Raw genomic sequence first — 15,193 nt, forward strand, 5'->3', positions numbered from 1 at the left:
ATTCAGGCACCCAGACCGAAGCCTACACACGGAGCCGCCCTCGGACTTGATCCGAGGGCCAGCCAAGGCGACCGCGATGTGGCGAGTGGCCATCGGGTCGAGCCCGAGGGCGGCGCGGGGTGCTGGGCTAATTTTCGAACAGTGCGTTGTCATCGCGGCCTTGAGCCGGAGCCATCTTGCGATCTCAGGGTGGGCCCCGGCTTTCGCCGGGGTGACAGCCTGCGGGGTTAAAGATCGCGCAGCAGCAGAGCGGGTCTTGTCGAGACGGCGCGCCAGATGGTCATGGCGCCGAGAATGGCGGTGATGGCGATGGCCACGGCCAGAACAACGAGGACGATGTCGAGCTTGATGGTGAAATCCACGGCCAGCATCAGCTCGCTGACCACGCGGCCGAGGCCGAGCCCGAGGATGAGGGCAGGGATGGCGGCCAGCAGCGCCAGCAGCAGGTATTGCAGACCTGCCGTGGCGATGAGATCGAGGCGGGTGGCGCCGAGGACCTTGGTGATGACCGCATCGGCCTCGCGCTGGCGGCGGCCGGTCGCGAGCGAGCCGATCAGCACCAGCAGGCCATTGCCGACTGCCAGGCCCCCGACGAGGCTTGCGGCAAAGGAGAGTTGGCCCAACGCGTCGGTCACCTGTTTGAGCGTATCGCCCACCGAGATGAAGCGAATATCTGGGAGTTCGGTGGCGAGGAACCTGCCGACCGCCTCTTCCTGACCCGGGGCAGCGGTGACGGCTGCAAAAAGCGTCGTGGGATAGTTGTCGATGACCCCGGGCGAGAAGGTGGCGAGGAAGTCGATGCCGCCCTGCCAGGAGTAATCGCGGAAGCTGGCTATGGTGACGGTGACCTCTTCGCCGAAGATCGAAAAGGTGAGCGTATCGCCCAGATCGACGCCCAATCCATTGCGGAGGCTCTGGTGGAGGCTGACGAGGCCGGGGCCGGTATAGTCGGAGGGCCACCATGCGCCGGCGGTGATGCGGGACGTGGTCGGTAGATTGGTGCGGAAGGTCAGCGGCACTTCACCGGCGAGAAGGAAGGTCGCTTCCGGGCCGCGGGTGACGAGCTGGTCAGCCGGGGTGCCGTTCACATCGACGAGCGCCCCGCGCAGCATGGGGGTGGACACGAAACGGGCAAAGCCATTGCCCTCGGCGGCCAGGCCCTCCAGGTGCTCGACTTCATCGGGGAAAAGATCGGAACCCACCAGGGTGGGAGCGTCGAAGGCCGAGGCGCCCAGGAATTCCTGCTGCAGGTTGGTCTGCATGACGAGGACGATGACGAGCATGGTCAGCGCCATGCCGGCCGAAATGGCGACGGTGGTGGCATTCTGCCCGGCGCCGGCAATGGCGTGGACGGCATGGCGCCAGATCCGCGGCCCGGCCTCGGGCAGGCGCCTGAAGACGGCCTGGGCGAGGCGTATGAAGAGATCGAACAGGCCCGCACCCAGCGCGGCGGCCAGGCCAAATGCGGCGACCAGCGCCGCATCGCCCGTCATCAGCCAGGCGAGGCCGAAAAAGGCGAGGATAGCCACGACCAGTGGCAGCACCTGCCAGGAGAGCAGCAGCGCCGGCCAATCCACCGGCGGAGCATCGAGGCCCTTGGAGCGGAACAGGAGGACCGGACGGATGGTCTGGGCCTGCTGCAGCGGCAGGTAGGCGAAGGCGAAGGCGGTGACGAGGCCGGTGCCGGCGGCGATGACCAGGGGTTCGAGATAGATCGCTGGCGCCAGGGGGATGCCCACGGCCGCGCCGATAAAGGGCAGGATCAGCCAGGCGGTGCTGGCGCCGATGACGAGGCCGATGACGACGCCGACCAAGGCAAGGGCCGCGACCTGGGCGAAGAAATGGATGAAGACGCGGCGGCGGCCGGCGCCGATGGAACGCATCACGGCGATGACGCCGGACCGTTCGGCGATATAGGCGCGCATGCCGGTCCAGACGGAAACGCCGCCGATGAGCAGCGAGCCCAGGCCGACAATGACGAGGAAGCGCATGAAGAGATCGTAATAGCGCACCATCTGCCCCAGGCTGTCGCGCGCGGTGCGGATGGTCCAGCCGCGTCCCTCGAGCGCCATGACCACGGCGTCGAGGCCCGCCTCGAGATTGCGATCATCGAGCACGAGCTTGTAGCGATACCATGTGCCGAGGCCGGGCAGGGGCGAGGTGCGGTCGCTGACGACACCAAAACCGTCGCTGGAAATCAGCGTCGGCATGCCGAGGCGGAAGCCACGGACGGGACCATCGGGCAATTGCTGGAGCGTGCCGCGGACGATGAATTCGGTGCCCCCGAGGCCAAAACTGTCGCCCACCGATATGCCGAGCTGGTCGAGCATGATGCCATCGATGAGGGCACCATGGCGGTCCTGGTCGTCGGGGGCGAGCAGGGTTGCAAGGTCGGTGCCATCAGTCAGTTGCGGGCTGCGGACGGCGCCAAGCAGGGGGTAGCCCCCGCCCACGGCGCTGACATCGGCAAAGGCCTCGCTCTCGAAAGTTTCGGCGCGCAGATTGGTGTCGATGACGGCGACGACATCGCCGAGCTGGTCGAGCGCGGCGATTTCATCAGGCGTGGCGAGCCGATCGGCGCGGGAAATTTCTATATCGCCGCCCATGATTTCCGCCGCACCCACTTCGATGGCGCGGGTGATGCTGGTGCCGACAGAATTGACGCCGGAAATCAGCGCGGTGCCGACAGCGAGACAGACGACCAGCAGCAGGAAGCGGCGAAGATCGCCGCGCATATCCAGAAGGCCGGTGCGAATGGAGAACCAGAGCGAACCCATCAGAGGCTCACCGGCGCGGTCTTGGCGGTGGTTTCGGTGAGCTGGCCCTGGGTCATGGTGAAGACGCGGTCGGCGCGGGCGGCCAGAGCGGGGTCGTGCGTGATCATGACGACGGCGGTCCGGTTGCGGCGGGCCAGATCGAACATCAGGTCGACGACCACGGCGCCGGTCTTCTGATCGAGATTGCCGGTGGGTTCGTCGGCAAGGAGCAAAGGCAGGTTGGCGACCGTGGCGCGGGCAAGCCCGACGCGCTGCTGCTCGCCGCCCGACAGCGCGGTGGGGCGGTGATCGAGGCGGTCGCCGAGGCCTACGGCGGCAAGCGCGGCGGCGGCCTTTTCGCGGACCTGGGCCATGCCGAGGTTAGGCTCGGCGATTTCGAGCGCCAGGCCGACATTGTCGAGCGCGGTGAGCGAGGGAATGAGGTGGAAGGACTGGAAGACAATGCCGAGGGTATGGCGGCGGAAACGGGCCAGCTCATCCTCGTTCATGGCGCCCAGATCGCTGCCATTGACTGCGACCACCCCGCCGGTGGCCCTTTCGAGGCCGGCCAGCAGCATCAGCAGCGAAGTCTTGCCGCTGCCCGATGGGCCGACAATGGCGACCACTTCGGACGGCAGCACGGTAAGGGACACCTTGCGCAGGATGTGCAAGGGACGCCCGGCAATCTCCAGGCTGTAATCCACATCGCGCGCATCGATAATCGGTCCGGAATTCATAACCCGGCTCTCCCCTCATAACCCATTGCAGGCAAACCTGCGTCCCCACGCGGTTTTTTACTCGATAGTGGGTGATTGATTCGTAACAATCCCGTCAATTTCTTCTTGTTTTTACTGGTATGGTGCAAGGCTTGCTGGCAGAGATAGGCGCAATCGCCGGTTTGAGGGGAAAAACGTGACGAATTGGCTGCGGGCGGCGTTGGTCGCATTGATGGTTTTGGGTTCTGCGGCCGGATCGGCCGCCGCGCAAGGCGAACTCGATCTGCTGAAATCCTATATCGGCAACTGGAGCGGCGAAGGCGCGCTGGTCGGCGGCGACCAGCCCGAACCCTTCCGCTGCCGCCTCGGCGTTTCCGAGGGCAATCTGGGCAAGATCAACTATACCGGCCGCTGCACGCTGGTGAATGCGACGCTCTCGATCAGCGGCACCATCGCCTTCAACGAAGCCGACCGGAAATACGAAGCGGCGATGAGCTCCAATGCCGGCTATACCGGCCTTGCCGTCGGGCGCCAGTCGGGCGACACGATCAGCTTCGACCTGCGCGAGCAGCAGAAGGACCGGGCCGGCAGCGACGTGCGCATCGGCGCCCGCATCGTGCTGGTCAATGACAGCATCACCGTCGACTTCGAGGTCGAGTTCAACAATTCAGGTGAAGTGCTGACCGCAAGCGTGCCCTTCGGACGGTAGGGGGATTTCCGCTGGGTACGCTCTGTTAGGGCAGGTTCACCCCCTCCCTAGCTCTGCTAGGGCCCAAGTGGGCCTAGCGTTGCTACCCTCCCCCTTGAGGGGAGGGTAGCTGAGCCTGCCGGAGGCATAGCGCAGCTTGGGAGGGGGTTTTGTCTCAACTGGCGCGAAAGCTCCGAAGGAACCCAACTCCGGCAGAAATCCGGTTCTGGAAGATCATCGAGAGCCTGCGCAGGCAATACCATTTCCGCAAGCAGGTGCCGATGGGGCCATATGTCGTGGACTTCGTCAGCCACAAGGCGCGGGTGGTTGGGGAGATCGATGGGGAAACCCATTTTGTGGGCACTGGGCCCCTCCGGGATCAGGTCCGCGACGCTGCACTGGCAGCTCAAGGATATCGCGTCCTGCGCTTCACCAACGAGCAAGTGATGCGCCATGCGGATGGGGTGTTCCAGGTGCTGATCGAGGCGCTAACTGACAACCAACCCCCTCCCTAGCTTCGCCAAGGCCCTGCGGGCCTAAGCGTCGCTACCCTCCCCTCAAGGGGGAGGGTGACGTCTGCGGTTGTTGCTAGAACTTCACCAAGGTCTTCACGTCGACCGGCAAGCCGGTGGCAAAGCTCTTGTTGGCGGCGATGCCGGTGAGGATGGAGAGGGCGCCGTCGCGGTGGTTGGCGCCGTAGCCGGGGCGCGGGGTGGCGTTGCCGAAGATTTCCTCGAGCATGATCTTGTCGCCGCCGCCATGGCCGCCTTCGCCATGCTTGACGGGGACGACGCGCGGTTCGCCGTGGAGCGGGAAGTGATAAAGCTTTACGCCCTTGGCGGCGCCTTCGGTTTCGGAGCCGGCGCCGGCATTGATGTAGGAATTCTCGTGCACAGTGAGCTCGAGGCGGCCGCCGGTGCCGTTGATGGCGACGTTGAAGCCTTCCCAGGGGGCATAGGCATAGAGCGAATAGGTCATCACCGCCTTGTTGCGGTAGCGGACCATGACATTCATCGTGTCCTCGATGGAAATGCCATCGCCAAAGACGTTCTGGTCGCGCTGGTACCCGTCTTCCTTCTCGCCATCCCAGTAGAGACCCTTCTGCACAGGATTGGCGGTGAGATCGATGGCGAACTTGTCGCCCTTGGCGGCCTCGACGCCGGTGGTGCGGGTATAGGGCGTGAAGACGCCCCGTTCCTCGGCATTGGCGCGGCCGTAGAATTTGAGGTCACCCATGCCGAATACGGTGTCGGGTTCGGTGCCGAGCCAGAAATTCACGAGGTCGAAATGGTGGGTCGACTTGTGGACCATGAGGCCGCCCGAATTGCGCTTGTCGCGGTGCCAGCGGCGGAAGTAGTCGGCGCCGTGGCGGGTATCGAGCAGCCATTCGAAATGCACCGAGGTGACCTTGCCGATGGCGCCTTCGGCGATCAGTTCGCGCAGCGCCGAATTGTGCGGGGCATAGCGGTAGTTGAAGGTGACGCGGACCTGCTTGCCGGTACGCTCGACGGCGTCGAGGATGGCCTGGCACTTTTCCGGATCCGTGGTCATCGGCTTTTCGGTGATGACGTCGCAACCGGCTTCGAGCGCGGCGATGATGTACTGGTGATGGGTGCGGTCGATCGAGGTGACGATGACGGTGTCGGGCTTGGTCTCGGCAATCATCTTGCCGAAATCGGCGGCCTTGTAGGTGGGGACGGCCTCACCCTTGAGCTCGCCGGCGATCACGGCATTGGTGAAGTCCATGCGCACCTGGTTGGTGTCGCACAGGGCCACGAGCCGGGACTGTTCGCGATGCGGCCCCAGGATCGCCTCGTAGAACATGCGTGCGCGTCCACCGGTGCCCACAAGCGCGTAGGTCTTGGCCATTGGTTCAGTCTCCCAGTCTCGACATAAAATCAGGGCGCCGCCTCCTCCGGCTGCGCGCGACAGTCATCTACCATACAAGATTGCGGAAATGTACTGTTTCTTTGTACAATTCTCGGGCGGCACGCGGTGCGCAGGGCAGCGCGTTGCGCGGATTGGGGCCAGAAAGCTGTGGAAGACACGAAACGAGACCATCAGCCGAACGGCCATTCGTCCCATGGTCCAGAGAGGGAATCACACCGGAACGGAGCCAAGGTGGGCGACGCGCTCGAAGGGACCATTGCACTGCGCGTCGTCGTGGCGCTGCGCGACGACATCGTCAGCATGGCCCTCAAGCCCGGCGACGTGATCTCGGAAAGCGACATTGCCGGGCGCTATGGCGTGTCGCGCCAGCCGGTGCGCGAAGCCTTTATCCGGCTGGCGCAGCAGGGGCTGCTGCTGATCCGTCCCAAGCGCGCCACGGTGGTCAAGAAGATTTCGCCCGATGGCGTGCGCCAGAGCCGGTTCATCCGCGAAAGCATCGAGGTGGAGATCATCCGCCGCGTCGCCAGCCATCCCGGACCCAATGTGGGGGATGTGCTGGGCAAGCTGATCGCCGACCAGGAAGCGGCCTCGTCCGCCAATGACAGCCGCCGCTTTCACAAGCTGGACGAGCTCTTCCATCGCACGCTGGCCCGGCTGGCCGGCGTCGAATATGCCTGGCAGCTCATCGACGACCATAAGATGCAGCTCGACCGGGTACGCTACCTGACGCTGGGCGTATCCTCGAGCCAGCGCGCCATTGCCGAACACAAACAGATCGCCGAGGCGGTGGGCAAGGGCGATGTCGAGGCCGCCGAAGCGGCGATGCGTGCGCATCTGGGCCGCGCCGAAGTGCTGCTGACCCAGACGATCGAGGATTTCCCCGATTATTTCGAGTGAGACCGGCGTCCGGCGCGTGGAACCGGCGCGGATGGACGCATGTTCCCCTCTCGGCCTTGTTCTCGCGGGGACGCACCCCTAGGGTGCAGCCAAGGCCAAGGGCCAACAGGAGAATTATGCATGAAGACGCGGCGGCTGGGCAGGACCGGATACGAAGTAAGCGAAATCGGTCTCGGCTGCTGGCAGTTGGGCGGCGATTTCGGCCCGGTCGACGACGACACCTCTGACTCGATCCTGACCCATGCGCTCAATGCCGGCGTGACCTTCTGGGACACGGCCGACGTCTATGGCAACGGGCTCTCGGAAAGCCGGATCGGCGCCCATGCCAAGGGACCCAATGTTGTCGTCGCCACCAAGCTCGGGCGCGCCAGCACGCTTTACCCCAACAAATATTCCAAGCAGGCGCTGCGCGACAGCCTCGTTGGTTCGGCCAAGCGGCTGGGCGTGCAGGCGCTGGACCTGGCCCAGCTTCACTGCGTGCCGGGCGAAGTGCTGCGCGACGGCGCCATTTTCCGCTGGATGGATGAATTGCAGGCCGAGGGCCTGGTGCGGCACTGGGGCGCCAGCGTCGAAACCATCGAAGAGGGCCTGCTCTGCCTCAAGCAGCCGGGCTGCGCGACGCTGCAGATCATCTTCAATCTCCTGCGCCAGGATGCGGCCAAGGACCTGCTGCCCCAGGCGGCGGCGCAGGACGTGGGCATCATCGTGCGCCTGCCCCTGGCCAGCGGCCTGCTCAGCGGGAAGTTCGACAAGAATACGCGCTTTGCCGACAGCGACCACCGCAACTACAACCGCGACGGCGCAGCCTTTTCGGTGGGCGAGACCTTTGCCGGCATCCGCTATGAAAAGGGCGTCGAACTGGTGCAGACGCTCAAGGGCTTTGCGCCAGAAGGCCTGCCGATGAACCAGTTCGCACTGCGTTGGGTGCTGGACCATCCGGAAGTGTCGACCGTCATTGCCGGCGTGTCGAAGCCCGAGCAGATTGCCGAGAACGTCGCGGCGAGCGAGCGCAAGAGCCTCTTCCCGGCGCTGATGAAGCAGCTCGGCGAATGGTACGAGGACAATGTGAAGCCGGAAATCCGCGGCGGGGTGTGACGGTCTCGCACACGCGTGCTCAATGCCTATGGCAGCGGAATGGATTGCCCGGACAAGCCGGGCAATGACGGTTTTCGAGGGTGCAGCGTTTCAATCGCACGCGTTGGTACTGGCGGTTGGGCCCTGCCGCACCTAGGTTAGGCGGCCAAAGAAAAGAAGAGTGCCAACAATGTCCCACCCTGCGTTCGAGCTTGTCCGCGACGAGACCATTGCCGAGATCAATTCGCAGGCGCTGCTCTATCGGCACAAAAAGACCGGGGCGGAGGTGTTGAGCCTCGTCAATGCGGACGAGAACAAGGTCTTCGGAATTACCTTCAAGACGCCGCCGGAAGACTCGACCGGCATCGCGCATATCCTTGAGCATTCGGTGCTGTGCGGCAGCCGGAAGTATCCGGTGAAAAAGCCCTTCGTGGAGCTGTTGAAGGGTTCGATGCACACCTTCCTCAACGCCATGACCTATCCCGATAAAACCGCCTATCCGGTGGCCAGCCAGAACCTCAAGGATTTTTACAACCTTGTGGATGTGTACCTGGATGCGGTGCTGTTTCCGCTGATATCGGAGGACACGTTCAGCCAAGAAGGCTGGCATTACGAGCTCGAAAGCCTTGATGCGCCGCTGGTCTACAAGGGCGTGGTGTTCAACGAGATGAAGGGCGTCTATTCCTCGCCCGACTCGGTGATGCATACCCAGACGCAGACGGCGCTTTATCCCGACACCACCTATGGCAAGAGTTCGGGTGGTGATCCAAAAGTCATTCCTGACCTCACCTACCAGCAGTTCAAGCGCTTCCACGAAACCTTTTACCACCCGTCCAATGCGCGCGTGGTGTTTTCGGGCGATGACGCGCCGGAGAAGCGCCTCGACATTCTCGACAGCTATTTCAGCCAGTTCGATCGCATCGACCCTAAGTCGGATGTGGCGCTGCAACCGCGCTGGAACGCGCCGCGCCAGGTCAGCGGCACCTATGCCGGTACGGTCGATCCTGAGAAGCGCCGCGATGGCATGGTCTCGGTAAACTGGCTGATCGACCCGCCCGAGACGCGCGAGGAGACGCTGAGCTTTGGCCTTTTGAGCTACCTTCTGGCGGGCAATGCCGCCGCGCCCCTGCGCAAGCGGCTCACCGAAAGCGGGCTGGGCGAGGGCATGATCGGCGGTGGGATTTCCACCCATCTGAGGCAGCCCATGGGTGGGTTCGGGCTCAAGGGCGTCGATCCCGCGAATGCCGAAAAGGTCGAGGCGCTGGTGCTCGATGCGCTCAAGGACATCGCCGAGACCGGCTTTTCCGAGGAGCAGCGAGCCGCCGCGATCAATACGTTCGAATTCAACCTGCGCGAGCAGAATACCGGCGGCACGCCGCGCGGCATGACCTACATGTTCACCGCGCTCGGCGGCTGGCTGCATGGCGGCGATCCCCTGGCGCCGCTGGCCTTTGAAGAGGCCCTGCAAAGCCTCAAGGACAAGGCGGCGAAGGGGCATTTCGAAAGCGAAATCCGGCGTCTCTTCCTCGACAATTCGCATCGCCTGACCTCGAAGATCGAAGCGGATCCCGAGCAGGGTGCGCGCGAGGCCAAGGCCGAGGCGGACCGGCTCGCCACAGTGCGGGACGGGCTCGACGCGGCGGACCTTGAGGCAGTGCTGGAGCGCACCGAGCGCCTCAAGGCGTTGCAGGAAAGCGTCGACCGGCCGGAAGACCTGGCCAAGATTCCGACGCTGACGCTGGACGATCTCGACCGCGACATCCGCACCGTGCCCACCGAGGAGAGCCGGATCGCGGGGGCGCGGACGCTTTACCACGACCTGCCGACACTGGGCATTCTCTACCTCGACGTGGGGTTCGATCTCCACGCGGTGGACAAGAACCTTTTGCCCTACCTGCCGCTGTTCGGGCGGGCGCTGCTGCAGACCGGGACGAGCACGGAAGATTTCGTATCGCTGACGCAGCGCATCGGCCGGACCACCGGCGGGGTCGCGCAGCATCGGGGCCTCGCCACCCGGCAGGATGGCCAGGGCACGGCAGCCTGGTTCTTCCTTTCAGGCAAGTCGGTGCCCGACAAGTTCGGCGCGATGCTCGATATTCTCGGGGATGTGCTGCTCGATGCGCAATTGTCCAACAAGGACCGTTTCCGGCAGATGGCGCTGGAGGAAAAGGCCGGCTTCGAGGCGCGGCTGGTGCCGGCCGGCAATGCCTTTGCCGATACCCGCATCAAGGCCGGCCTGACGGAAGCGGGCTGGATTTCCGAAGCGATGAGTGGCGTCAGCTATCTCGGCTTCCTCAAGGATCTGGTCAAGCGCGTGGATACGGACTGGGCCGGGGTCGAGGCAGCGCTCAAGCGCATCCGCGACCTGCTGTTCAACCGCGACCGCATGGTCATCAATCTGACGGCGGATGGCAGCCTCTGGAGCGAAGCGCGGACGGCGCTGGAAGGCTTTGTCGACCGGCTGCCGGACGCCAAGCATGCCGATGCTGACTGGACCCACAGCCTGACGCCCAAGAACGAGGGCCTCGTGATCCCGGCGCAGGTCAATTATGTGGGCAAGGGCGCGAACCTCAAGGCGCTGGGCCTCCAGCTCAGCGCGGCCTCGGCAGTGGCGCTACGGCTGCTCAACACCACCTATCTCTGGGACAAGGTGCGAGTGCAGGGCGGCGCCTATGGCGGATCGAGCCGGTTCGACCTCAGTTCGGGCAATTTTGCCTTCCTGTCCTATCGCGATCCGAACCTGCTCAAAACGCTCGACGCCTATGACGGCGCTGCCAAGGCGCTGCGGGCGGAAATCGGCGACACCGACCTCGTGCGCTCGGTAATTGGGGTGGTCGGCGATCTCGACCGGCCAGAATTCCCCGATGCCAAGGGCTATTCGGCGATGTGGCGCATTCTCAACGGCACGAGCGACGAGTTGCGCCAGCAGCGGCGCGACGAAATCCTCGGCACCAGCCGGGCCGATTTTCTGGCTCTTGCCGACGCCATCGACCTTGTGGCCGAAAAGGGCCATGTCGTGGTGCTGGGCGGAGAAGCGGCGATCAATGCCGCCAATGAAAAGCGCCCGGGACTGCTCGATGTGAGCAAGGTGGCTTGAGGCGGTATTCTTCTCACCACCGGCTGTCATCCCGGCGAAAGCCGGGATCCATCTTGAAATCTCAGGATGGGCCCCGGCTTTCGCCGGGGTGACATCCATGGGTGATCGAACTAGTTGCTCAAAATTTCCGCCAAATAGGGCAGGCTGACATCCATGCGGTAGTCGACGCCGGAATGGTTGTCTGGAAATTCCTCGTAGCGGTGGCTGATGCCCTGGCGCTCGAGCTCGCGGTGGATGCGGCGGGTGCCGTAGAGGATTTCGTATTGGTCCTCGGTGCCGCAATCGAGGAAGAAGCCCTTCAATTTGCTGATGCTGCCGGCCTGGGTCTTGGCCATCTGCGCCGGGTCCCATTTGAGCCAATTGGCCCAGCGGTCCTCGATGATTTCACAGGTGTCGAGCGTGACCGGCAGGCGGAGGCCGAGAAATTCTCCGGGCGCGGGATCGAAGCTGGCGGCCTGGCAGAGGAACATCAGGATATGGGTGTCCTTGCCGTCGAGCTTGGGCTTGGCTTCGAAGGCGGCCATCCATTTTTCGATGGAACTGTCTTGCTTGGCGAGGGCGCGCAGCACGTCGGGAAAGCCGCCGAGATAGAGGTTTTCAAAGCCGGCATCGCCCGAATGGCTGGCGGCGGCGGCCCAGACATCGGGATGGCGCATGGCATGGACCAGGGCGCCGAAGCCGCCCGAGGATTTGCCGAAAACGCCGCGCCGGCCGGAGCCGCCACAGGAGAATTTCTGTTCCACAGCGGTCAGGACCTCGGCGATGAGGAAATCCTCGTAGTTCCCGAGAACGGGCGAGTTCACATATTGATTGCCACCGAGGCGGGAAAAGCAGTCGGGGAAAGCGACGACGACCGGGGCCATCTTGCCCTCGCCGATCAGCCGATCGAGGCGCTCGGGAACGTTCTCGGTAAAGCTCTTCCAGGCGGTGTGGGCGGGGCCGCCGGCGGTGTAGCCGACGAGATCGACGAGCAGGGGCAGGTTTTTGCCGTCGTGGCCATGGGGCACATAGACGTCGACGATGCGCGTAGTTGGGTCACCGAGCAGGTTGCCCTTGAGGGCTTGGCTATCGATGGTGAGGCGATGGACGGTGCCGGCGGGGTGGGTGGTCTTGCGCATGGGGGGCTCCTCGGGTTGGTCTTCTTTTAGGAGACACAGCCGCTGATGCAAGCCTTGGCCTCCCCCTCACCGACCCGGCTGCGCCGGGCCACCACTCCCCGATGGGGAGAGGAATTGAGGGGCTGGTGACATGGGATGACACCGAGCCCCTCTAATGTCGGGTGAACCGGACTTCTTCCAGAGTCGTTGTGCGCAACATGGTACAGCCCATCCTCAACCGCGATCTCTATGTGCCTGCCATCGACGCCTGGATCGACCCGTCGACGCCCAGGCCACGCGCCATCATCACCCATGGTCATGCCGACCATGCCCGCTCGGGGCATGGGGCGGTGCTGGCGACGCCGGAAACCATTGCCATCATGAAGGTGCGCTATGGCGAGGATTGCGCCGGGCAGTTTCAGAGCCTGCCGCTGGGCGAGCGGCTGGTGATGGACAATGCGGTGGTGAGCCTCCATCCGGCCGGGCATATCTTGGGATCGGCGCAGGTGCTGATCGAAGCGCAGGGGCAAAGGGCGCTGGTGACCGGCGACTACAAGCGCCTGCCGGACCGGACCTCGGAGGCGTATGAAAAGGTCGATTGTGACCTGATGGTCACCGAGGCAACGTTCGGGCTGCCAGTGTTCCAGCATCCCGATCCCAAGGACGAGATTGCGCGCCTCCTCAAATCGGTGGCCGACCAGCCCGAGCGCTGTCACCTCGTCGGATCCTATGCCCTGGGCAAGGCGCAGCGGGTGATCGCGCTGTTGCGCGATGCCGGCTGGGACAAGCCGATTTACCTTCATGGCGCCATGATCCGGCTTTGTGAGCTTTACCAAGAGCTGGGCGTTCCCTTAGGCGAACTGCTGCCGGCGACGGGCATGCCGAAGGCCGCCATGGCGGGGCAGATCGTCATTGCGCCGCCTTCGGCGATCCGCGATCGCTGGAGCCGGCGCTTTCCCGACCCCGTCGTGTGCCAGGCCTCGGGCTGGATGAGCATCAAGCAGCGGGCGCGGCAGGCTCTGGTGGAACTGCCGCTGGTGATTTCGGACCACTGCGACTGGCGCGAGCTCAATCAGTCGGTGCTGGAAAGCGGGGCAGGGACCATCTGGGTGACGCATGGGCGCGAGGATGCGCTGGTCTATTGGTGCCGGCAGCAGGGGCTGGAGGCCGAGCCGCTGGCGCTGCCGGGGCTGGATGACGATGGCGGGGAGGGTGGGGAATGAAGCGTTTCGCCGATCTGCTCGAACTCCTTGCGCTGACCCCGTCGCGGACGCGCAAGATCGCGGCGCTGGCGCAGTATTTTGCCGAGGTGCCGGATCCCGACCGCGGGCTGGCGCTGGCGGCGCTGACCGGGGAAATGGATATTCGCAACGTCAAGCCGGCGCTGTTGCGGGACACGGTGCTGGCGGAGGTGGACGCGACGCTGTTTGCGTTGAGCTACGACTATGTCGGGGACCTGGGGGAAACCATTGCGCTGATCTGGCCCCATCATGGAGAGGGTGAACTGCCGCGCCTCAGCGAGGTGGTCGACATTCTCAACCGGACCAGTAAGGCCGAGCTGCCAAGAGTGATCGGCGGCATGCTGACCCAGGCGGCGATCCACGAACGTTGGGCGTTGGTGAAGCTCGCCACCGGGGCGCTGCGCATCGGCGTTTCGGCGCGCCTCGCCAAGACGGCGCTGAGCGAAATGAGCGGCGTCGACGTGCAGGAGATCGAGGAAGTCTGGCATGGGCTCAAGCCGCCTTATGGCGAACTGTTCGCCTGGCTCGAAGGCAGGGCGGCGCGGCCCGACATCGACCATACGGCGCGCTTCCACCCACTGATGCTGTCCAATCCGATCGAGGAGGGCGATTTTGCCAAGCTCGACCCGCGCGATTTTTCCGCCGAGTGGAAATGGGATGGTATCCGCGTGCAACTGGTGCTGGGCAAGGATGGCGCCTCGCTGTTCTCGCGTACCGGCGACGATATTGCTGCGAGCTTTCCCGATGTGGTCGAGGCGGCCATGGGCCGCGCGGTGCTCGATGGCGAGCTGCTGGTGGGGCACGATTTCGAGGCGAAGAGCTTCAATGACCTCCAGCAGCGGCTCAACCGCAAGGTCGCCCAGGGCAAGCAGATGGCGGAGCTGCCGGCCTTTGTGCGGGTCTATGACATGCTGTTCGATGGTGACGAGGATATCCGCGCGCTTGGCTGGGAGGGCAGGCGCGAGCGGCTCGAAAAATGGTTTGCCAAGAATCCGCAGACGCGGCTCGACCTGTCCGAAGTGCTGAGCTTCGGCGACTGGGACGATCTCGGTCGGCTGCGGCGCATGGGCGCCGACGAGCATGGCCATGAAGGGGTGATGATCAAGCTGCGGACCGCGCCTTATGTGCCGGGGCGGCCGAAAGGCTTCTGGTTCAAATGGAAGCGCGACCCGAATGTGGTCGATGCGGTGCTGATGTATGCGCAGCGCGGGCACGGCAAGCGTTCGTCCTTCTATTCGGACTATACGTTCGGCGTGTGGAAGGGCAACGAGATCGTGCCCATCGGCAAGGCCTATTTCGGCTTTACCGACGAGGAGCTGAAACAGCTCGACCGCTGGATCCGCGCCAATACCATCCAGGCCTTCGGGCCGGTGCGCGAGGTGAAGAAGGAACTGGTGTTCGAGGTGGCCTTCGACTCGGCGCAAAAAAGCGGACGGCACAAGTCGGGCGTGGCGCTCAGGTTTCCGCGGATCAACCGGATCCGCTGGGACAAGCCGGCCAACGAGGCGGCGCGGCTCGAGGATATGGATGCGTTTGTGGGGTAGGCTCACTCATCTTTCGTCATTGCCCGGCTTGTCCGGGCAATCCACCCTTTCTTTGACGGCGACAGGTGGATCACCGGGACAAGCCGGTGATGACGATGAACAGGCAACCTCAAGATGGGCCCCGGCTTTCGCCGGGGTGACATCGTGTGAGTGTGAAGATCGGAGGCAATATGTCATCGCGAAGCAATCACCA

Annotated in this window: 11 protein-coding genes; 7 read left to right on the forward strand and 4 right to left on the reverse strand. The window is 64.1% G+C overall.

Going from position 1 to position 15,193, the window contains the following annotated elements; translation table 11 throughout:
- Positions 1–227 precede the first annotated feature (227 nt).
- Together JEQ47_RS18650 and JEQ47_RS18655 are read right to left on the reverse strand one after the other, a co-directional pair.
- Positions 228–2,777, reverse strand: a complete 2,550-nt coding sequence (locus JEQ47_RS18650; protein ID WP_198877950.1) for an ABC transporter permease — start codon at positions 2,775–2,777, stop codon at positions 228–230.
- Positions 2,777–3,493, reverse strand: a complete 717-nt coding sequence (locus JEQ47_RS18655; RefSeq protein WP_198877951.1) for an ABC transporter ATP-binding protein — start codon at positions 3,491–3,493, stop codon at positions 2,777–2,779. The genes JEQ47_RS18650 and JEQ47_RS18655 overlap by 1 nt, the downstream gene beginning before the upstream one ends.
- Positions 3,494–3,668: 175 nt before the next feature.
- Here JEQ47_RS18655 and JEQ47_RS18660 point away from each other — a divergent pair, with 175 nt between their 5' ends.
- Both JEQ47_RS18660 and JEQ47_RS18665 read left to right on the forward strand, forming a co-directional pair.
- Positions 3,669–4,181, forward strand: a complete 513-nt coding sequence (locus JEQ47_RS18660) for a hypothetical protein (RefSeq protein ID WP_198877952.1) — start codon at positions 3,669–3,671, stop codon at positions 4,179–4,181.
- A 149-nt stretch (positions 4,182–4,330) separates the two neighbouring features.
- A complete protein-coding gene (locus JEQ47_RS18665) occupies positions 4,331–4,675 on the forward strand; it encodes an endonuclease domain-containing protein (RefSeq protein ID WP_198877953.1) in 345 nt (114 codons plus the stop codon).
- A gap of 73 nt (positions 4,676–4,748) precedes the next feature.
- On the opposite strand, the gene JEQ47_RS18670 is transcribed toward JEQ47_RS18665, so the two are convergent.
- Positions 4,749–6,029 carry a Gfo/Idh/MocA family protein gene (locus JEQ47_RS18670; protein WP_198877954.1) on the reverse strand — a complete coding sequence of 427 codons (1,281 nt, stop codon included), beginning with the start codon at positions 6,027–6,029 and terminating at the stop codon, positions 4,749–4,751.
- A 252-nt stretch (positions 6,030–6,281) separates the two neighbouring features.
- Here JEQ47_RS18670 and JEQ47_RS18675 point away from each other — a divergent pair, with 252 nt between their 5' ends.
- From JEQ47_RS18675 to JEQ47_RS18685, 3 genes are all read left to right on the forward strand, one after another.
- Complete coding sequence (locus JEQ47_RS18675; RefSeq protein ID WP_198877955.1) at positions 6,282–6,947, forward strand: GntR family transcriptional regulator; 666 nt, start codon at positions 6,282–6,284, stop codon at positions 6,945–6,947.
- Positions 6,948–7,067: 120 nt separating this feature from the next.
- Positions 7,068–8,042, forward strand: coding sequence for an aldo/keto reductase (locus JEQ47_RS18680; RefSeq protein WP_198877956.1), 975 nt, complete (start codon positions 7,068–7,070; stop codon positions 8,040–8,042).
- Between the two features lie 169 nt (positions 8,043–8,211).
- Entirely contained in the window at positions 8,212–11,118 is a 2,907-nt protein-coding gene (locus JEQ47_RS18685) for an insulinase family protein (RefSeq protein ID WP_198877957.1), read from the forward strand.
- Between the two features lie 110 nt (positions 11,119–11,228).
- Here the strand turns inward: JEQ47_RS18685 and JEQ47_RS18690 are convergent, their stop codons facing one another.
- Positions 11,229–12,236 carry an alpha/beta hydrolase gene (locus tag JEQ47_RS18690; protein ID WP_198877958.1) on the reverse strand — a complete coding sequence of 336 codons (1,008 nt, stop codon included), beginning with the start codon at positions 12,234–12,236 and terminating at the stop codon, positions 11,229–11,231.
- Between the two features lie 197 nt (positions 12,237–12,433).
- Here JEQ47_RS18690 and JEQ47_RS18695 point away from each other — a divergent pair, with 197 nt between their 5' ends.
- Both JEQ47_RS18695 and JEQ47_RS18700 read left to right on the forward strand, forming a co-directional pair.
- Positions 12,434–13,438 carry a ligase-associated DNA damage response exonuclease gene (locus JEQ47_RS18695; RefSeq protein ID WP_198877959.1) on the forward strand — a complete coding sequence of 335 codons (1,005 nt, stop codon included), beginning with the start codon at positions 12,434–12,436 and terminating at the stop codon, positions 13,436–13,438.
- Positions 13,435–15,000 carry a cisplatin damage response ATP-dependent DNA ligase gene (locus JEQ47_RS18700; protein ID WP_198877960.1) on the forward strand — a complete coding sequence of 522 codons (1,566 nt, stop codon included), beginning with the start codon at positions 13,435–13,437 and terminating at the stop codon, positions 14,998–15,000. The genes JEQ47_RS18695 and JEQ47_RS18700 overlap by 4 nt, the downstream gene beginning before the upstream one ends.
- Positions 15,001–15,193 lie beyond the last annotated feature (193 nt).

The organism is Devosia sediminis (assembly GCF_016411825.1).
In the GTDB taxonomy this organism is placed as follows: Bacteria; Pseudomonadota; Alphaproteobacteria; order Rhizobiales; family Devosiaceae; genus Devosia; species Devosia sediminis.